Here is an 18,389-nt window from a genome sequence, read left to right as displayed (position 1 = left end):
TCCTCCCGGTGAAAGGCTTACTCCTGCGTGTTATTGACTAATAAATTAAATAGGGCCTCTTTTGTCTCTGCGTTCAGTAATGCCTCAACGACGTCATCATCGCCGAGGGCAATTGAAATTTTTGCCAGCAGTTTTATATGTCCCGCGCCGCTGTCGGCTTCCTTAACAGCAAACAGAATCACGAGGCTGACCGGCGAATCGTCCATGGTTTCCCATTCCACGGGGGACGCCAGTTTGGCTACCGCGATCCGGGTTTCGTTCACCCACTGCGATTTTCCATGCGGGATCGCTATCTGATTTTCGAAGCCGGTAGAACCTAATGCTTCGCGCAACATGACGTCATGAATAAAACCGTCTTTATTGCTGATAATATTTATTTCACACAGGCTTTGCGTTAATTTCTCAATGACCTCATCTTTATTTTTTGCATTAAGATTCATAAAAACACAGGTCTGACTTAACAGATCGGCCACAACAATTTTATTATGCATCCGTTACTCCGTTAGCATTATTTTCTTTATTAAGGCACTCCATCACCCGCAAAATATCTCTGTTTGAAAACAAGGCAGAAACATAGGCCACAGGATGTTCAGTCTCCTCCAGTCTGATTGTGGAGATAATTAAATCGCACCTGACTTTCTTAATGGCTTCGTTCAGGCGGGCACCCGGCACAATATCCACGATCTCCCATTCGGGAAAGGCACGGCTGATTCGGCTGGAAAGCAGCTGAGATGTACCAATGCCGCTGGAGCACACCAGCATGACGCGTTTAGTTGCATGACACTTTTCTAACGCGTTCTGGATGTAAATAGTCAGATAGGCAATCTCATCATCCGACGCTGTCGGAAGCCCCCACTGCTGATTGAGGTGCAACACGGCCTGTTTGACGACGTTAAATACCGCAGCAAATTCTTTACGTATCTCGTCCAGCAAAGGATTGTGAATAACAATGCGGTAGGCCAGCCGATTAAGCATGGGCTTCACATGTGACACCAATGCGTTAAGCAGCACGCTGTCGCTGCCAATATTTTGTCTTAATAACGAAGAAAGCCGGGTGATTAAGGTCGTGGCGTAGTTCACGGCGTCTTCGTCGTAATGCGATGGAGGGTGAACCCCAGCGCTAAACGGATGCCGACCCGACGAGATGAGGTATTGATAAATATAGTGGACCTCTACGGGCGCAAAGGAGACCGCGTAATGTTCCTCCAGCCATCTGACCGCTTGCCGGGCGACTGACCATTCGTGATTGTTGTAACCTGCCCTGTCCGAGTCCGCTGGCGCGGGTGGCGTGCCGTTAAGCGCTCTTTTAATCGTCACCAGTAGATGGGAAAACAGGTTGGTATAATAGGGCTCGCTAATGGCGCAGTGCAGCGCCTCTTCAATGTAGGTGATCAGATTAATGCAGCAGGCCACATTGTCGCTGCCAAACTCCGCCACCAGCTGAACGCGCGAAAAACGGTCGATGCGGCTGTCGGCGACAGGGTAACCCCTCATCACGCTGAAGGTAATAATCTCTTTCAGCGCCAGACGAATATCCTGGTCGCTGCCGGTAATACAGGTTCCGCTATGGCTACGCGCAATGCGCAGTGAAAAAGACGTTAACCAGACCTCAATTTTTCGTAAATCTGCCACGATGGAAGAGCGGCTGATAAAATATTTTTCCGCCAATGCGCTCAGCGTGAGCGGTGATGGAGAACATGTAAGCAAGTCTGTTGTGATGGCGACCAGCCTTTTATTTTTCAACAAACCTGTTACCTCTTCCCCATGCAGATCCACGGGTAAGGCGACGCCATTTTCCAGCAACAATCCCAGCCCGGGTTTGCTGAGGATTCGGCTCTCCTTGTCGGCGAAATAGTGATTAACGGAATCCACATCGCGGCGCAGCGTACTGGCTGAAACCTTCAGCGTCCGGGCAATATCTGTTGCCGAGCGCCATTCGCCCTCTGAAGCTAAAAGATGAATTAATGCCTTTTGTCTTTGGGTCAGCACGTTGACTCCCGGCTTCGCTAGGTGATCCAGATGCTCGGTCATTACCGTTATATCTGCCTTGTTCCGGTAGAGAAATACCAAACCATGGCGTCGATATGACCATAATAGTGAACAGTGCATCTGCAATGCTGCTAACCCGGTTCCATTCGTGCAAACGCCAGTTTGTCGCGTCGTGACAGAAAGAGCGGGCCTGAACATCAGGCCCAATGCGGTTAATGCCCGCCAAAGACCTTTTCAACTTCTTCGGGTTTGTCATGTACGCCAAAACGATCGACAACGGTTTTTGTCGCCTCGTTCATGCCACGAATCTCGACATCCGCCCCTGTCCGACGGAATTTAACTACCACCCGATCAAGCGCGTTGACAGACGTGATGTCCCAGAAATGGGCATGGGTTACGTCAATCACCACCTTTTCGAGATCTTCCTGAACGTCAAAGCTGCGGACAAAGCGATCGGCGGAGGCGAAGATTTCAGACAGAAAGCGTCACATCCACAGACGGGATGTCAATGAAGTGCGTCCGAATGGGATCGGGACGACAGGGAAGGGATAAAACTCAGGGTGGCGTGATACGCATGGCGGTTAAAAACGCCTTATCAGCATGAGCTGGCTGCAGCAAGGCACTGCAGTAACATTGCCGGGTCATCTCAGGCAACGCCCTGTTCAGCTGACTACGCTACACAAACAATCACCCGCACTGGAAGCCTGAATTTGCCTTACAGCCCAGACAATCCCGGCCAGCGGCGGGAGGAATCCTCAATAAGCGCTTGTAAAACTGCTGTTTATTGATTTTATAACATTGCGTGCCGCAGGTGCATATAGCCTGACTGACCGCATAAATGATCGATCAGCCAGGCGTGAAGCATCGCTTCGGCGCGTCGCTACACTCTGAATGCCTCAACCATACCGCGTAATGAATGTGCCTGTTCAGACAGGGACTGCGAAGCAGACGAAGACTCTTCGACGAGTGCCGCGTTATTCTGGGTGACCCCGTCCATCTGGCTGACCGCAATGCTAACCTGAGAAATGCCCTGCATCTGCTCCGAGGACGCCATCGAAATTTCATCCATTGCGCCCGCCAGTTCGTTCACCATGCCCACGACTTTTAAGATGCTTTCACCCGTACCGGCCGCGACGTGGACGCCGCTGTCCACCTGCTCTACGGCACGTTCGATAAGTTCCTTAATTTCTTTCGCTGCGGTGGCGCTTCGCTGCGCCAGGTTTCTGACCTCACCGGCAACGACGGCAAATCCGCGTCCGTCTTCACCCGCCCGCGCCGCTTCAACAGCGGCGTTCAACGCCAGGATGTTTGTCTGAAACGCGATACTTTCAATCACGCCGGTGATGTCGCGTACCTTAGTGGCACTTGATGCGATTTCATTCATGGTGTGAGACATTAACTGCACCTCTGACTCACCAGTACGTGCCAGGGTTGCAGCCTCTCTGGCAACGGTGGCGGTATGCTGAGCACTGGCAGTGTTACTTTTCACCGTCGCGGTCAACTCTTCCATACTGGCCGCCGTTTCCTGCAGGGCTGCGGCCTGCTGTTCAGTGCGTGATGACAGCTCGGTATTGCCCTGGGCAATCTCGTCTGAGGCGGAGGCGACCGAACCTGCCGATTCTTTGATTTGCGTAACCAGACTTCGCAGGCTGGATTGCATATTAGCCAGCGAGGCAAGCAGGCTGCTGGAATCGTTGTGGCGGAGTATGACCGGGGCTGTGAGGTCGCCACTGGCGATGGCCGCAGACAGCGCCTGGGCCTGGGCCGGTTCCCCGCCCAGCTGGCGCATCAATACTCGGGTAATGATGAAGCCCGCCGCAATTGAAATCGCCACGGAAAGCGAGGCCAGAATCATTAAGATTATGGTTGCTCTGTGAACGTTTTGACTGGTGGTTTCAACCGACCGCTCACTGTCTTCCATTTGAATATTCGTCATATCCTTGAGGGCGTCCAGCAACTGGCCCTGCAGCGGCCTGACCGTTTTTATCAGGTAGGTTATCGCTTCTTGCTGCTTATTTTGCAGGCCTAACTGCCCTGCGTGATCCAGCACGGCCAGAACGGGGCCTTCGCTGCTGACGATCTTGTCGAAGGCTGCCCGGGCCTGCGGGGTTGAATCTTCGGCGACCATGGCAGCAAGCCGCTCGCGGTTTTCAATATAACGGGCTTTTTGCGTGACAATACGCTGCCATTCCTTCTGCATCTGGTCGGCTTCGTTCAGCAGGGCAAGGTTACGAACGATGACGGCCATATCACGTAACCCGCCGTACATTTCCATCCCCAGACGGTATTTCTTCATTTTGACATTGACGGCGTTGTCCATGCCATTACGGGCATTATTCAGGCCGATATAAGCCACCGAGGTACAGATAATGAATAACGTAATTAACAGGCCAAAGCTGATAGTGAGACGCGTAGAGATTTTCATGGGGACTCCCTGTTTAAGTTAGGAAACAGGTATCGGTTGAAATAATAAAAACCCCAGTAAAAAAGCATAAAAAATAGTTATAATAATACAATGCATTGATAATATTATTTTTTTAATAATTTTTATAATAATTTGACGAATGCGATTTTATATTCTAATAGACTTAAAAAAAATAAACCCCACCCACTAAAATTTAATTAAAAAAATATTACATTTTTCCTTTTCGATTAAGAGAAATAATATAAAACGTCATTACTGCGGCATACTCTGCTGATTGATGGGCTTAACGCTATGGATTTTTGCTGTCAGCCGCGATTGTCCGGTCAGAGAGACTCGCAGACTGTCCAGGGAATGGGTTTGTGTAACGGAAAAGATAAGCCACTGGCTGTGCATGGCGATCACCGCTGCGATCATGGCAACGAAACCGGTAGCGATGACGGTTTGGATTTGGATTTGGATTTAGGTTTGGATTCGGATTGAGGTTTGGATTTGGGTTTAGGTTTGGATTTGGATTTGGATTTGGATTTGGATTTGGATTTAGGTTTGGATTCGGATTGAGGTTTGGGTTTGGGTTTGGGTTTGGGTTTGGGTTTGGGTTTGGGTTTGGGTTTGGGTTTGGGTTTGGGTTTGGGTTTGCGGGCGAGATAACAGGAGCCAGACTGCCGCCATTCATAATTAGCGCTGTGCGAGAGAAACTGAGTAGCGTTAAGCGTTATCAGTTTAATTTTTATGCATGCGCATGCCGGCATCCCGAAAAGGGCGCTTTTTTAAAACACACAGAATAATTAAAAGGGGACATTATCGGCACATTTTTTTAAAACTTTACTATTTTTATATTTTTTTATAAATGAAAAGGTTTTCATTAATCACAACCCCGGACATACCTATTTATGATTAGCCTGAGGTTATCGAAAAAATATTAATTTGGCTTAACCGCATCCAAAAGAAAATATTGTGCATTTCTAACGTGGAAAATAACACACCACATTCTATAATCTCCTCTACTATGGAAAGTAGAATTTCTCCTGCGCATGTCAACAGACACATAGTGACCAAGAGTCACGCGCAAGGCTTTGATAAATAGAAATTTAACAAATATTATTATTAATAAATTACACGAATAATATTTGATGGCATTCATCAAAAAGCACCATTTCACCTGGAATTCAATAAATGAAAAACATTCTCAATAACATTAGTCTGCCGACTAAATTCCTGATCCTGGGGATTTTCGCGTTGGTATTATTTGTCTTTCCCACCTATTTATTTATCCAGACGGGTAATCAGGCTATTGATGCAAAGAAACAAGAGCTGCAGGGCGTACCGGTCGAAAAAGATATCCTGGCGTTGCTTAACCTGATTCAGCGTCATCGGGCTGAAAGTGCAATCGCCATTTCATTGAATAAACCTGATAATGCGCCGCGCCTGGCACTCGCCTCTCAGATAGATACGCTGACAGAGACTATTGCCGCACAATTACGCCAGTATGATGCCAGTGCGCAGCCGATCCAGCGCTTCAACGGCGTCAAAGCCGCCTGGTCACAGCTTCAGCAAGATGTTGCATCGGGTAAACTGACGCTGGCTACCAGCCTTTCGCATCACGCGCTGCTGATTCAGAACTTACTGGACACCAACCAGGATATTCTTGATTTGTATGGTCTTTCTTTGGATGCGGACCTCAATACGTATCAACTTATCATGAGTATCTATGGTCGGTTACCTGAACTGACCGAGACGCTCGGACGCATCAGAGCCAGCGGTACCTCTGTGATTGCTGCGGGTGCCAACGCATCCGATTCTTCACGCGGCACAATGGAGTACCAGATTGAAGGGGGCAACGCGGCGCTGGAAAAATTCAGTAATGTGTTAAATAAAGCATTTGCCGTAGAGCCGGATCTCAAATCTGAATTTACCGCGCTGGCGAATGATGCCTTCCAACGCTCCGCCAGCGTCCTTAAAATGGCTGAAGATGTCTTTATTACGAAACGTGTTCAAATTACCCCTGTCGAATATGTAAAAGACTTCACCCAGGCTATTAACACTTATAACGATCTTGGCATGAAACTCAGCCTGCAGCTGGGAAAAACACTGAACGACCAAATCGATCAACGTCGTCATTCACAATATATACTGCTGGCTTCACTGATCGCCGTAGCCTTGCTGGCCGTATGTGTGGCGGTGATGATCAGCCGGTCCGTTACCCGTCCGGTAAAAGAAGCGGTTTTACTCGCCAGTAAAGTGGCCGCCGGTGATTTAACGACGGCGATCACCGTGTCAGGTAAAAATGAAATTGCTGAGTTGCTCAAGGCGCTATCGCAAATGCAGCAACGTCTTGCACTTTTGGTATCGAATATCAAAAACAATGCGTCAACCATCGCAAACTCCTCTGAAGAAATTGCCATGGGGAATAACGATCTCTCTTCCCGTACTGAAGAACAAGCGGCTTCGCTGGCGGAAACCGCGGCCAGCATGGAGCAGCTCTCTTCAATCATTAAGCAGAATGCTGATAACACGCGCTATGCATCCGATATGGCGGTTTCAGCCACTAACGCAGCGCTGGAGAGCGGTGAAGCGATGACCTCTGTTATGGCTACTATGCAAAAAATTCGCAGCAGTTCGGGGCAAATCGAAGAAATCACCTCCGTTATTGACAGCATCGCCTTCCAGACCAATATTCTGGCGCTGAATGCGGCCGTGGAGGCTGCGCGTGCGGGCGAGACGGGCAAAGGTTTTGCCGTGGTTGCCGCAGAAGTCCGGGCGCTTGCCCAGCGTTCGGCCAGCGCAGCGAAAGAAATTAAGGGCCTGATTGAGCAGTCTGTTGGGCATTCGAATGAGGGCTTAATGCTGGCGCAGGATGCCGGCAGCAAAGTAAAACAGAGCGTCGAAGCGATTGAACAGACATCTCAGTTGATTCGCGATATCTCCTCATCCTCTGAAGAGCAAAGCAGCGGCGTGAGCCAGATAAATATTGCGGTTAATCAGATGGACCAGGTCACGCAGCAAAACGCCGTGCTGGTTGAACAGTCGGCGTCTTCTGCCGACGAGCTGGCAAAACGTGCGAGCGATCTGCGCGACATGATCTCTGTGTTCCGCACCGCTTAATCTTCTCCTTTTGCCACTGCCGTCAGCGTTTGGCTGGCGCAGTGGCCGTTATAATCTCTCATGCCCGATGTTAGCCAGGCAAATTTCAACCAGAAAACAGCGAAATCACGCGGATGATCAATTGAATGATTACCGAAAGAAACTTATTCTGTTCGCCGTAAAAAAATAGTAAGCGGTCAACGGCACTCTGCTGATGTCCGAAGGCTGGCTTTGTTGTGGTCCATCGGTGCATTCTCATTTTGACATAGCGCATCTACCCTTTGGGCTAAGCTGTGCTAACCTTCCGGTCTCAGAATCGCCATTCGGGGAGAATATGAACAACGTTTTTGACGAAAAAATGACGGACATCATCATCGGTGAGATGGTGACGCAGCTACTGAATGAGGATGCGTCTATTTCGTGGAGCATTCTCCTTGAGAGGCTGCAACAGTTTCTGGACATGGAGCGGGATGAAACCCGGCTCAGAGCGGCTTTGCGGGCGATGGAGGAAATACGCGCCGAAATGCTGTTACATCCGGCCGAGACTACCGGGGTTGAACCTCATCCGGCAAACCTTCATCAGCTTCACTAAGTATTGATCAACACAGCTGGACATTCCGTTTACACATCGTGAGTGGTCTACCGGCTGAACGACAATTTATAATATCGAAACAATGACAGTGATAATCCAGAAGCCACTACTCTGGCAGATAACAGCCCCATGAGCGACGAGACCGCCACTGAAGATATCTATACCCTGATTGGCAGGATAGTCGCCCACCTGCTCAGACCGGACAGGGAAATACACCTGCAGGACATACTCAGTTCATTACACCATTTCAGCCAGCAAAGTACCGATAAAGGTGAAAAGCGAACCTGCGAGGAAGCCATCCGTTTGCTCTCCAGACAACTCCACTGAGATACCGTCATTCAGCTCGCTGCAGGGTGTTACCTTATATCGCCAGACCCGCTAACGCCCAGGACTCGGTTTTATGCCCTTATGCCTGTTCTTCCTGAGAGCACGTGCGGCCGACCACAATCTCAAGGCAACTTCGCAATACATCCAGCTGTACAACATCTTCTGTACTCTCCAGCTCGGCAATCAGATTAATAATAATGGCCTTGCTGGTCACTTTTTGTCCCTGAATGACAATATTACGGATCACTTCATCCAGCACTGCACTTTCAGCCTCAAATTTATCGCCCGCAACGCGAAAGAGGCGCATAATTTCCGCTTCGGTCGTGCTTTGCTGAGTGTCGATGGTGTTCTGCATGATGCTCTTCTTAATCAATGTCAATTTAGTGGACACGTACTAATGCCGCGAAGCGGGCAGAAACACAGATGTGTCTGTCCTGAGTAGCGATGATTACACTACGCAAAAAAAAGTTTTTGAGAAGGTGTGAGACGAGCCTTAATGCTTGCGACTGTTGTCTGGGACGCTTTGACCGAATGCAAGCGCCGCAGAATCAACGGGATCACGTGCGGAGGCAAACTCGCTCTGCACTTCGGCAAGCACCTTTTCAATGGCCTCTTGCCGCCCGGCATTTGTTTCATCTCTGAGCATAGACTTTAGCTTGTTAGCCAGGGTTGCACCGCTGATTCTGTCATTGCTGTCCAGAAGCGCAATTACCGCCTCGCCCATGATGTTCTCGGTCAGTTTCTCAAGTTTGTCTTTCAGCATACCCGCACCTCTGATGACATTGTGCCCATACAACCGGGCAAACCAGCCTCAAACGCTCAGGCTTCTAATGACCTGCTAATTTGGCCGATCAGATTGATGCTGCGAGACGTTATTACCCTTTAACGCAACGCGGCACGAATCTCAGCGGTCAAAAAGCATGCCGATAAGTTTCTGATAATGCTGCTCTTCCTGAGGTCCGGTCGACTGGCTAAGGCGACGGATCAGCGCGCTGCAAATGGCCTTACGGTTGAGGCTTTTACCTGCATGCAGGATCTCAAGAATGACCTGACCCAGCGTCTCTTTCTCAGAAGGCTGCGTGTCATTACCGAAGTAGCGCGCAATATCGCGGACGGTGTTTGTCGTGGTTTCGTTCTGATGCATGCTAAACCCCCAGATGTGAAATTGAGTGAACTATAACCAAGCCTTGCCCACTAAACTTATACAACATCCGTAAAATTGTACAGGAATTCCGTTTATTCCCTGCGCTGGGGATTGTGCATAAAGTGCTATGCCCTGTATAACAATTACTTGCGTGAGTATCAGATTCAAAACCTTTAGAGGGTTACCCACTCTTTAACAGGCAAAGACTGTTTTTGACATGCCTGTTTCGTGTCGCAAGATGAACCTTGTACAGATTTCTGGCAGCGAAGCTATCTGTCATCGTCCTCATCCGAAAGGAATCGGATGGCATCATTATTGCGCTTCGCGTTCTCATCCTGGTTCGCCGACATAAGCCACCTCAGACCCACATTGGGGCGGGCATGCGACTGCCTGAACTGTTTCAGCCAGCTACGGGCAGCAAAAATCTCTGCCAGTCTGTTGTCACAGGTTTCCTCTTCGGCCATCTGGTTGAGCTCTGTGATGATCGTATCGAAACTTATTTCTTTCTCACCGAGAGCCAGGCTGACCACGGCTTCACCAAGAATGACGTGCTCTTTCTCATCGTCATTAAATAACACTGTTTCCTCCTGCTTTATAAATTACACCGTTACTACCTAAGCTATCTTAGTGACCCGAGGCCGGATGACAAAAATATTTCCTGGCCATCAGAACAATATTCTACAGGTGTGAATATCTTATCTTTTGAATGCTTTTTTTAACCTGATGAAAAACAATAATTTTGTGGGTTAATTTAGTTACTAAAATCTTAAAAAAGACTATTCTCAAACTGCAGCCGGGCTGAAAAGGGTCGAACCAGGCCTGACGGCGCGCGGCTTGCGGGTCGGTGGTCATTAACATCTTTAATGAGGCAATCTGCGCAGCATTTAACCTAAAACCTACATTATTTTATTATTTTCATCTGAAAATTTCACTTGTCACTTATAAGCGCCCGCTTATCGCAACTTATAAAACCACACTCAATGCAGTGTTATTTTTTTTACCGATGCAGAAGACAGGATTTATTGCGGATAACATTTCCCGACGAGGTGACCAGCCCAATTTCCCCCTCCTGCAATGTTCAAAAAATCAGGCAAATTTCGCGGTGAGTTTGAAAAATGAATATGAGCGGATGTGCCGGTATTCGTGTTTCTCAGCGTCGTGCAGGCATTGTCACACCGGGTCCCAAAAAGTAAGCCAAACGGCACAAATTTTTGTTAGGGCTCGATCGCTAATACTGCTGTACAGCAGCCCCCAGGATCGGTTAAGTTGCGCACAACTCTTCCTACTTCACTCAAGGGAACACTATGCGCCAGAACGGTTTACCACCTTCGGGGAAAACCAGCAGTCTGGCCCACTATTTCAGCCAGATTGATCATCCCCACCAGCTCGAAACGCTGGGCAGGATAGCGGTTGAAATACTTCGCGAGAATAAGCCCGTCAGTCGACGGATCATCTGTCTTAAGCTCATCGGTTGTCTTGAAAAAGCCACCTGTGAGGAAGACGCTTTGCATTATCGTGAACTACTGGCCATGCTGTTCAGTCAATAACACCTGACACCGTGCTTCCATCAATGAGCACGTCAAACCCAACATCGCCCTCTACGTCATATCACGTCGAAATCCGTCTCTCTCGCTGCGCTCTGCTGTAAAGCATAGTGCGAGTAGCGGTTTTCAGATGCGTTACGGAGGGTGAGTTCCACCCTTACGCTTTTCGACAAAATGCCCCCCCTGACGCCGACAAAAAAATGCCCGCACCTCGTTAAAGGGTCGGGCCGGAGTTCTCAGGGAAATCCTAAATGACTTCCAAACAGCGTTTTTAAACTAGTTCACCATCTGAATTGTCGCCAGTCGAAACCAGAAAATTTTTCTCATACCTGAAATATGTCTCTAATTTTTTGCTGATAAGTGCCGTCTGAGACTCAGAATTAAACTTCATATCACATTTTTGCAAATGTCTTATCGGGCCGGTTCCACGTTCTGCCGGGCAAGCCGATAAGCGTAATGTGAGTTGATTATCACAATGATTGTCCTGACCACATGTTGCCTGCTTCGGCACCCTTGCGGTGCCGGTTTTGGGTCATGCGTGGGGTCAACAGGTGCCTGGCGGGGTTTGCCAGGCACAGTGAAACGCTATCCGTGGCGGGAACACGGCGAAGGCTTAATTCAACGGGGTGAGATAGAGTTGTTCAAACCGTGGTGCGCTGACCGGAGAGCCCGTCTGATTCCCCTGCAAAATGTCGCATTCAGCCGCGCAAATCAACGCGTGCTGTGCATCGTTCTCAATGCCCTCGGCGGCCACCGTAATCCCCATATTTTTAGCCAGTGACGCGATAGCATTGATTAACAGCCGGGTCTTGTTGCTCTTCTCCAGTTGCAGAGTCAGTGATTTATCAATTTTAAGCCCCGCGACGCAGCGATGTTGTAACAGGCTCATTGAGGCAAGGCTTCGGCCAAAGTGATCGACGATCAATAATGCTCCTGTGGCCTGAATGGCTTCTAAAACCTGCGATTTGATGTCTACCGTATTGGTCAGCAAGGATTCGTCCACTTCCAGATCGATAAAACCTGCTTCATCGCCGGCACACTGTCGGATCACCTCGTCAAGGCCAGCCTCCAATAGCTGGCGCGGAAACAGGTTAATACTGACCCGCAGGGACAGATTCTGCGCACGCCACTGCTTAACCTGACTGACGGCAGACTGAACAATCCACGTCCCCAGAGTAATGGACAAAGGGCTTTTAATCAGCATATTGATGAAATCAGCGGGAAACAGCAGGCCTCGCGCCGGATGCATCCAGCGTACCAGGGCTTCGCAGCCGATTAACTCGCCATTATGCGCATCAAACCGCGGTTGATAATGCAGAACAAACTGCTGCTGGCGAACGGCGGCTTCCAGCTCACGTTCAAACCGACGCCGCCCCAGTTCCGCCTCACGAAACTCAGGCTGAAACAGCACTGACTGGCCTTTGCCGCTTGCCTTAGCCCGGTACAACGCCAGATCTGCTGCTGACATTACCGATGAGGTATCTGTCGCATGATGGGGAAAACTGGCCACCCCGGTGCTGGCACCGACTGCAATTGCAGAATCCATGTAATGAAAAGGTGTTTGAATCGCGGCGGTGAGTTGCTGGGCAATCTTCATCGCCTCATCGCTACCGCAGGGCAGTAAAACGATAAACTCATCGCCCCCCAGGCGAGCGGCGGTGATAGCCTGAGTGCAGACAGCGCGGATTTGCTCAGCCACATGGCAAAGCAATGCATCACCCGCCGCATGACCGCGGGTATCGTTGACATCTTTGAAACTGTCTAAATCTGTCATCAGCAGCGTATAAGGTACGCCTGATTCAGTTAGCTTGCTGAGCTGCGCCATGAAGGCGCTTCGGCTGGCAAGCCGAGTTAGCATGTCCAGTGAGGCCAACTCGCACAGACGGGCTTCGCTCTCGTAACGAAGCGTCACATCCCGAATGATCATACCAATGTAACGCTCAACGCCCTCCCGCCAGCCGGAAAAAGAGACTTCCGCCGGAAACTCTTCCCCATTGCACCGCTTGCCCCAGATCTGCAAGGTACGCGGCGCTGAGATAGCCGCCTCTTCATGTGTAAGGCGCTCAAGCTCATTGCGGTAATCCGTCTGGCAGCGCTCCGGAATGAGTCCGGCAACGTATTTACCCGCCATCTCTTCGGCATCATAGCCAAACATGTTGGTCGCGGCAGGGTTCCAGAAGGTAATCCCCCGGTTCAAATCCGTACAGATAATGGCATCGGGCGAGGTTATCGAGATGGCTTCGAGGCGCTGCTGACTGGCATGACGCAGCACCTCCATACGATGAACTTCCATGCGATCCATGACCAGTGCGGCAAGATCGGTCAGATTCTGACGGTCGGTCGTACTCATCGCGGGGCGTGGATGATTATCGGTCAGACAGAGCGTACCAATGCGATGCCCGTCCGGCGTAATCAGCGGCACACCCGCATAGAACCGGATAAAAGGATAACCCTGCACCAGCGGGCTGTTTGCGAAACGGGGATCGTCGAGCGCATTGGGAACGCAAAGGATATCGTCACTTTCGAGCGTGTGATGGCAGAACGCGACGCTACGCGAGGTTTCTGTAATTTGCAAACCATAACGCGACTTAAAAAACTGCCGTTTTTCATCAATCAGCGACACAAACGCGACTGGCACGCTGAACAGTCTGGCCGCCAGGATGGTCAGTCGATCAAAGGCTTCATTGGGCGGCGTATCCATCAGATGGTACTGGGCCAGCGCACGCAAGCGTGCGACTTCACAGCCGCTTTCAGTTGAGTGCTTCAGAGTTTGTCCTCCTGAGGTCATATACTGTGGCCGGGCATCTCACAGTAAAAAGAGGACGCCTGCAATCAGACAGAACCAGGTAACGCACTACACATCAACCTGAAGCCGCAACATAGGTCCGCCTGTACAGCATAATGTCAGAAATCAGAAACCAGTACTGATAACGACATCTACTCTTACATAGTGCCCGATATTGCCATTATCGTCCTTACAGGAGCGAACTTCATAGCTAAAACCGTGTTTAGGCTTTCAAAGGGTAAAAATCGTCATTTTTTCTGCTGCGGCACCAGTTCGTAATAGGGATGGCGCCCGGCAAGCAGCAACAAAAGCTCATACTCCCCCTGACTCAGCAGGGCGACCTTGGCAGTGGCCTCTTTGGTTTGCCATGCCCGCAGACTCAGGTCGAAGCGTTCGGCAGCCCCTTCCTGCGACAGGCCAGCAGCAATTCGCAGTTCACGCACATTATTCTGGACGGTAACGGGCCGTCGGACGATTGAATTTCCCAAACCAGGCTCCCTGTGGATAAAGTAGGGTAACAGGTCGTCAGCCGATCCCTTTGGTGTCCGCTGACACAGCTTTCTGCAACCGTTGCAGCACACATTTCATAAGGATTTTTAATCTTATCTGTTGAAATGTCAAACAGTGGGCAGTTCGTCTGCAAGGATTATTTATCTCTAAAAGGAGGGGCAGTTCAGCCCGGCTTATTTAGCTTAAGCCAAATGCCTCAATATTTAACTGGCTAAAAATTCTGGTTTTTATTCTGCGTTGTTATTATGTAAGTAAATATTTGTCACGGAACGTGCTATTTAATGCAAACATGAAACCCCGCATCCGATACGGGGTTTTAAAAAGCATCGCGGCAGGTTAGCGCGTTTATAAGGTATCAGGCTGTTCGCCGTCCCTTAATAACTTATGAGACAGGCATGAATTAACGGCCAAACGCGACCCACGCATCATCATCTTTGGTCGGTGCAGAGACAATGTGACGCTTAGCGGGTGCGGGTGTAACGGGGGAAAACTGAGCCGGGGACGTCGCGGGTAGCGTAAACCGCGTGATCACGCTGGTCAGCGTTTCCGTCTGATTATTCATGCTCTCTGCTGAAGCCGATATCTTATGAACCAGCGAACTGTTTTGCTGCGTCACACGGTCAATCTCGGCAACGGCAATCGTCACCTGAGAAAGGCCCTTGCTTTGCTCTTCGGATGCCAGCGCTATCTGGCTAATCAGCTCGTTAACGCTGCTCACGCTCTGCAGGACCTCTTCCATCGTGCTGCCGGCGCTGTCGGCTGCTCCGCGCCCTTCACCAATGCGCGCGACCGTGTCCGCAATCAGTCCTTCTATCTCTTTCGCCGCGTCGGCACTGCGCTGGGCCAGCGAGCGAACTTCGCTGGCAACAACCGCAAAGCCACGCCCCTGTTCCCCTGCACGTGCGGCCTCAACCGCGGCGTTGAGGGCCAAAATGTTGGTCTGGAACGCGATGCCATTAATGGTGGCAGTGAACTGGCGGATTTTTTCAGCTCCCACGGCAAGTCCCGTCATCGCGGTTACTACCGTTTTAACCAGCTGCTCGCCTTTCTGCGTTGTCTGGGCTGTGATACCTGCCAGCTCACGCGCTTCACGACTGTTTTCAGCATTGTGCCGAACGGTGGCCGTCAGTTGCTCCATGCTGGCAGCCGTCTCCTCCAGCGCCGCTGCCTGGGTGGCCGTTCGGTTCGACAGGTCAGCATTCCCTTTTGCAATATCCCCCGCTTCAAAGTTCAAAACAGAGGCGTTATCGCGAATAGCCAGAACGGTGTTTAACAAACTTTGTTGCATTTCTTTTAATAAAGGAACCATTTGCCCGACACAATTCCTGCCAAGATCTTCGGGTTCACGGGTCAGATCACCTTCGGCAATCACGCGGAAGTGAGCGCGCAGTTTCGCGACCGGTCGCACCAGATGCACCACCAGATAACGGTCACAAAAGAGCAGCAGTGCGGTGACGGCGGCCAGCGTCACCAGAAAGAGATCGACCAGCTTCTGATGCTCATTACGCAGCGGTGCCTGATTAGCGGAAAGCTGCTGTTCAAGTGCCGTGAGCCGTTCCTGAGTAGCTGCGGGATAATCCTGAGGCGCGCTGGTGAGTGCGGTACGATAGCGCTGCCAGTCAACCTCTGCCGGTGCCTGGGCGGCGATGTCTGCATGTGTAGCCGTTGCATTAGCCTGCACTTGCAAGCTGGCGCGATTAAGAAAAACCAGCTGCTGAGTCAGGTCGTTACTGCGGCTGGCCTGATGGTCGATTTCATTGATGATGAACGATCCATATGCGCCGGCTAATGCGATAATCATGACAGCAGCGATAAGGATCCAGAGAACAACGCGTCTGATTGTAAAATTTTTTAGAATATTCATGGTATTTCCCCGGTGTGACGGCGTAAAAAAAAGCTCAAATAAAGTACTCATGGCTAATAGTTGCGAGCAAAACAATAGCGCGCTACTCTTATCTGAGTATTGTGGCAGCGTTATTGAAAAAATTGAAATCAAAAATTGATTAAATGTATGCATCGTTGATAACTAATAAATTCATTAAAGAAAATAAAAAGAGACATAAAACCAGAACGCGCCTATTCTTTACTAAGAAAAAATTATTTTTATTTTCCTTTCGCCGAGTCAGGCCTCATTCCGGTGTTTTTATTCGACATTTTTTCTTTTTAATTTCGCGCCGTGAGCAATCCGGAGCGGAGGACACACATGCTTATGAATCTCGACGGCGATCATGAACGCCGCACGCGTGCCCTTGAGGCCCTTCGCTACCCCGATGAAAGTCGGGATGATGTGCTGAGAAAATTCGTCAGGCTTGCCAGTCAGGCGCTGAATATTCCCGGAAGCTTTATTTCGGTCGTTGATGACGAATTCCAGTACATTCGTGCCTCACACAACTTCAAGCTGGAGCGATCCTCCCGCGAGGATTCCCTTTGCCGCTACGCCGTTGACAGCGATGCTGCGGTAGTGGTGCCAGACACGTTTCTGGACAGCCGGTTCGCGGCCCATCCGCTGATCATTGGTGCCCCCTTTATTCGTTTTTATGCGGGCGTACCGCTTAAAAACCGCGATGGCATTAATCTGGGCACGCTGTGTGTGACCGATATTCAGCCGCATCCTTTCACGCCGGCACAGATCACGACGCTGACACTGCTGTCATCACTGGTGATGTCATTTCTGGAAGCGTGGCATTCTGCAGGATTTATCGATCCGGTGACGAATCTGCCAAATCGTCAGCGCCTGATCCGCGACATGCATTATCTGGCTGCTGCCGGTGACACCACGCTGCGTCGCCTGGTCCTGATTGACTGTATAGATATGCCGCGTGCCTATGAACTGGCCCGTTCGATGGGCATGGCCCCGGTGGAAAGCCTGCTTAAAGATGTTGCGACACTGCTGCCTTTACGCCTGCGTCCTGCACCCAGCGATATTCTTTACACCGTAGCAACGGGACGTTTTGCCGTGCTGACCCGGGCGGACAGCCGCATCAGTGCTAACTGGGTGGCCTGCCAGATGGCGGGCATCAGTGCGGACCTGGGTGAAGGCCTCTCGGTGGCGCTGAGTACGCATACGGGTGAAGTCGATTTTGTCTCCGGCATTTTCCCGCCTCACGAAACGCTGCGTCAGGCTGTCAGTGCCTTGCATGAAGCCATCGATCGGGGATTGCCCTCTTTACGCTTTAGCGAGGCGACCGACAACAAACGTACTCAGGACTTCAACCTGGTGAACGATCTGGCGAGGGCGTTGCGGGAAAATAGCGGCCTGTATCTGGTTTACCAGCCCAAAATTTGCTTACAAAGCGGCAAGCCTATTGGGCTAGAGGCGCTGATTCGCTGGCGCCATCCCGTACACGGTGAACTCTCCCCTGCCTCATTTATTCCGCTGGCCGAACAGACAGAGATACTCACGAGCCTGACCACCTGGGTCATTGACAACGTGATTACACGCATGAAACGTCTGCGCAATAGCTGTATCCAGTTGCCGATCACGATTAACGTCAGTGAGCGTGATTTCTCGATTGATGGCTTCGCAGACGTGCTGGAAGAGAGAATGTTAAAGGCGAAGCTTCCCACGTCGCTGCTGGGGATTGAGTGCCTGGAAACAGAGCGCATTGTGGAAAGCCCTTCCGCCATGCGCGGACTTGAAATGCTAAAACTGCGCGGCTTCGGTATTTCTCTTGATGATTTTGGCACCGGCTACAGCAATATCAGCTATCTTCGCCGTATGCCTCTGGACGTGATTAAACTGGACAGGTCGTTGATCAGTGAGCTGTCGTCAGATACGGCGTCACGCATCATCGCCCGCAACATCATCGCCATGCTGAAAGAGCTGGATTATGTCGTGCTGGCTGAAGGCGTAGAATGCGTCGATACCGTCGAGGCATTAACAGAATATGGTTGTGACCAGGCGCAGGGCTTTTTCTACTCCCGGCCGCTGGCAGACAGTGAACTGGATCACTGGCTGCACTGGAAACTGCGTGAGATGTGCTGATACACGG

16 protein-coding genes and 1 pseudogene are annotated in these 18,389 nt (G+C 50.4%); 5 read left to right on the top strand and 12 right to left on the bottom strand.

Annotation, left to right across the window (positions count from 1 at the left end; genetic code table 11):
* Positions 1-17: 17 nt before the first annotated feature.
* The 5 genes and pseudogenes from GKC68_RS03670 to GKC68_RS03650 form a co-directional block, all read right to left on the bottom strand.
* Positions 18-491, bottom strand: coding sequence for a PTS sugar transporter subunit IIA (locus GKC68_RS03670; protein WP_028721999.1), 474 nt, complete (start codon positions 489-491; stop codon positions 18-20).
* Complete coding sequence (locus GKC68_RS03665) at positions 484-1,989, bottom strand: PRD domain-containing protein (RefSeq protein ID WP_239642639.1); 1,506 nt, start codon at positions 1,987-1,989, stop codon at positions 484-486. The genes GKC68_RS03670 and GKC68_RS03665 overlap by 8 nt, the downstream gene beginning before the upstream one ends.
* A 212-nt stretch (positions 1,990-2,201) precedes the next feature.
* Positions 2,202-2,456, bottom strand: a pseudogene (locus GKC68_RS03660) (STAS domain-containing protein); the annotation flags it as partial.
* A 413-nt stretch (positions 2,457-2,869) separates the two neighbouring features.
* Positions 2,870-4,414, bottom strand: coding sequence for a methyl-accepting chemotaxis protein (locus GKC68_RS03655; protein WP_028721996.1), 1,545 nt, complete (start codon positions 4,412-4,414; stop codon positions 2,870-2,872).
* Between the two features lie 252 nt (positions 4,415-4,666).
* Entirely contained in the window at positions 4,667-4,828 is a 162-nt protein-coding gene (locus tag GKC68_RS03650; protein ID WP_155301420.1) for a hypothetical protein, read from the bottom strand.
* A 759-nt stretch (positions 4,829-5,587) separates the two neighbouring features.
* On the opposite strand from GKC68_RS03650, the gene GKC68_RS03645 reads away from it, so the two are divergent.
* The 3 genes from GKC68_RS03645 to GKC68_RS03635 all read left to right on the top strand — a co-directional run bounded on the left by GKC68_RS03645 (position 5,588) and on the right by GKC68_RS03635 (position 8,414).
* A complete protein-coding gene (locus GKC68_RS03645; RefSeq protein ID WP_028721995.1) occupies positions 5,588-7,516 on the top strand; it encodes a methyl-accepting chemotaxis protein in 1,929 nt (642 codons plus the stop codon).
* Positions 7,517-7,829: 313 nt separating this feature from the next.
* Positions 7,830-8,087 carry a hypothetical protein gene (locus GKC68_RS03640; protein ID WP_028721994.1) on the top strand — a complete coding sequence of 86 codons (258 nt, stop codon included), beginning with the start codon at positions 7,830-7,832 and terminating at the stop codon, positions 8,085-8,087.
* A gap of 129 nt (positions 8,088-8,216) precedes the next feature.
* On the top strand, positions 8,217-8,414 hold the full coding sequence (locus GKC68_RS03635) for a hypothetical protein (RefSeq protein ID WP_028721993.1): 198 nt from the start codon (positions 8,217-8,219) through the stop codon (positions 8,412-8,414).
* A gap of 79 nt (positions 8,415-8,493) precedes the next feature.
* Here the strand turns inward: GKC68_RS03635 and GKC68_RS03630 are convergent, their stop codons facing one another.
* From GKC68_RS03630 to GKC68_RS03615, 4 genes are all read right to left on the bottom strand, one after another.
* Entirely contained in the window at positions 8,494-8,769 is a 276-nt protein-coding gene (locus GKC68_RS03630; protein WP_028721992.1) for a biofilm development regulator YmgB/AriR family protein, read from the bottom strand.
* A 138-nt stretch (positions 8,770-8,907) separates the two neighbouring features.
* Complete coding sequence (locus GKC68_RS03625; RefSeq protein ID WP_028721991.1) at positions 8,908-9,177, bottom strand: hypothetical protein; 270 nt, start codon at positions 9,175-9,177, stop codon at positions 8,908-8,910.
* Positions 9,178-9,318: 141 nt separating this feature from the next.
* On the bottom strand, positions 9,319-9,558 hold the full coding sequence (ycgZ, locus tag GKC68_RS03620) for a regulatory protein YcgZ (protein WP_014604948.1): 240 nt from the start codon (positions 9,556-9,558) through the stop codon (positions 9,319-9,321).
* 269 nt (positions 9,559-9,827) lie between these two features.
* Positions 9,828-10,136: a hypothetical protein gene (locus tag GKC68_RS03615; RefSeq protein WP_028721990.1), complete on the bottom strand. Its 309-nt coding sequence runs from the start codon at positions 10,134-10,136 to the stop codon at positions 9,828-9,830.
* A gap of 726 nt (positions 10,137-10,862) precedes the next feature.
* Between GKC68_RS03615 and GKC68_RS03610 the strand changes: the two genes are divergently transcribed.
* Positions 10,863-11,105 carry a hypothetical protein gene (locus GKC68_RS03610; RefSeq protein WP_028721989.1) on the top strand — a complete coding sequence of 81 codons (243 nt, stop codon included), beginning with the start codon at positions 10,863-10,865 and terminating at the stop codon, positions 11,103-11,105.
* 610 nt (positions 11,106-11,715) lie between these two features.
* On the opposite strand, the gene GKC68_RS03605 is transcribed toward GKC68_RS03610, so the two are convergent.
* The 3 genes from GKC68_RS03605 to GKC68_RS03595 all read right to left on the bottom strand — a co-directional run bounded on the left by GKC68_RS03605 (position 11,716) and on the right by GKC68_RS03595 (position 16,261).
* A complete protein-coding gene (locus GKC68_RS03605; RefSeq protein ID WP_028721988.1) occupies positions 11,716-13,890 on the bottom strand; it encodes an EAL domain-containing protein in 2,175 nt (724 codons plus the stop codon).
* A 245-nt stretch (positions 13,891-14,135) separates the two neighbouring features.
* Entirely contained in the window at positions 14,136-14,375 is a 240-nt protein-coding gene (locus GKC68_RS03600; protein WP_028721987.1) for a hypothetical protein, read from the bottom strand.
* Between the two features lie 422 nt (positions 14,376-14,797).
* Complete coding sequence (locus tag GKC68_RS03595; RefSeq protein WP_028721986.1) at positions 14,798-16,261, bottom strand: methyl-accepting chemotaxis protein; 1,464 nt, start codon at positions 16,259-16,261, stop codon at positions 14,798-14,800.
* 339 nt (positions 16,262-16,600) lie between these two features.
* Between GKC68_RS03595 and GKC68_RS03590 the strand changes: the two genes are divergently transcribed.
* Positions 16,601-18,382 (top strand): EAL domain-containing protein, encoded by a 1,782-nt coding sequence (locus tag GKC68_RS03590; RefSeq protein WP_028721985.1) that lies wholly within the window; start codon positions 16,601-16,603, stop codon positions 18,380-18,382.
* Positions 18,383-18,389 lie beyond the last annotated feature (7 nt).

Source organism: Pantoea sp. RSPAM1, assembly GCF_038816185.1.
Classification (GTDB): domain Bacteria; phylum Pseudomonadota; class Gammaproteobacteria; order Enterobacterales; family Enterobacteriaceae; genus Pantoea; species Pantoea ananatis.
This window is presented reverse-complemented; position numbering and strand designations above follow the sequence as displayed.

Coding starts and splice junctions, on each gene's coding strand:
- GKC68_RS03670 (WP_028721999.1), bottom strand. CDS start 491: ATGCATAATAAAATTGTTGTGGCCGATCTGTTAAGTCAGACCTGTGTT.
- GKC68_RS03655 (WP_028721996.1), bottom strand. CDS start 4,414: ATGAAAATCTCTACGCGTCTCACTATCAGCTTTGGCCTGTTAATTACG.
- GKC68_RS03650 (WP_155301420.1), bottom strand. CDS start 4,828: ATGATCGCAGCGGTGATCGCCATGCACAGCCAGTGGCTTATCTTTTCC.
- GKC68_RS03645 (WP_028721995.1), top strand. CDS start 5,588: ATGAAAAACATTCTCAATAACATTAGTCTGCCGACTAAATTCCTGATC.
- GKC68_RS03640 (WP_028721994.1), top strand. CDS start 7,830: ATGAACAACGTTTTTGACGAAAAAATGACGGACATCATCATCGGTGAG.
- GKC68_RS03635 (WP_028721993.1), top strand. CDS start 8,217: ATGAGCGACGAGACCGCCACTGAAGATATCTATACCCTGATTGGCAGG.
- GKC68_RS03630 (WP_028721992.1), bottom strand. CDS start 8,769: ATGCAGAACACCATCGACACTCAGCAAAGCACGACCGAAGCGGAAATT.
- GKC68_RS03625 (WP_028721991.1), bottom strand. CDS start 9,177: ATGCTGAAAGACAAACTTGAGAAACTGACCGAGAACATCATGGGCGAG.
- ycgZ (WP_014604948.1), bottom strand. CDS start 9,558: ATGCATCAGAACGAAACCACGACAAACACCGTCCGCGATATTGCGCGC.
- GKC68_RS03610 (WP_028721989.1), top strand. CDS start 10,863: ATGCGCCAGAACGGTTTACCACCTTCGGGGAAAACCAGCAGTCTGGCC.
- GKC68_RS03605 (WP_028721988.1), bottom strand. CDS start 13,890: ATGACCTCAGGAGGACAAACTCTGAAGCACTCAACTGAAAGCGGCTGT.
- GKC68_RS03595 (WP_028721986.1), bottom strand. CDS start 16,261: ATGAATATTCTAAAAAATTTTACAATCAGACGCGTTGTTCTCTGGATC.
- GKC68_RS03590 (WP_028721985.1), top strand. CDS start 16,601: ATGCTTATGAATCTCGACGGCGATCATGAACGCCGCACGCGTGCCCTT.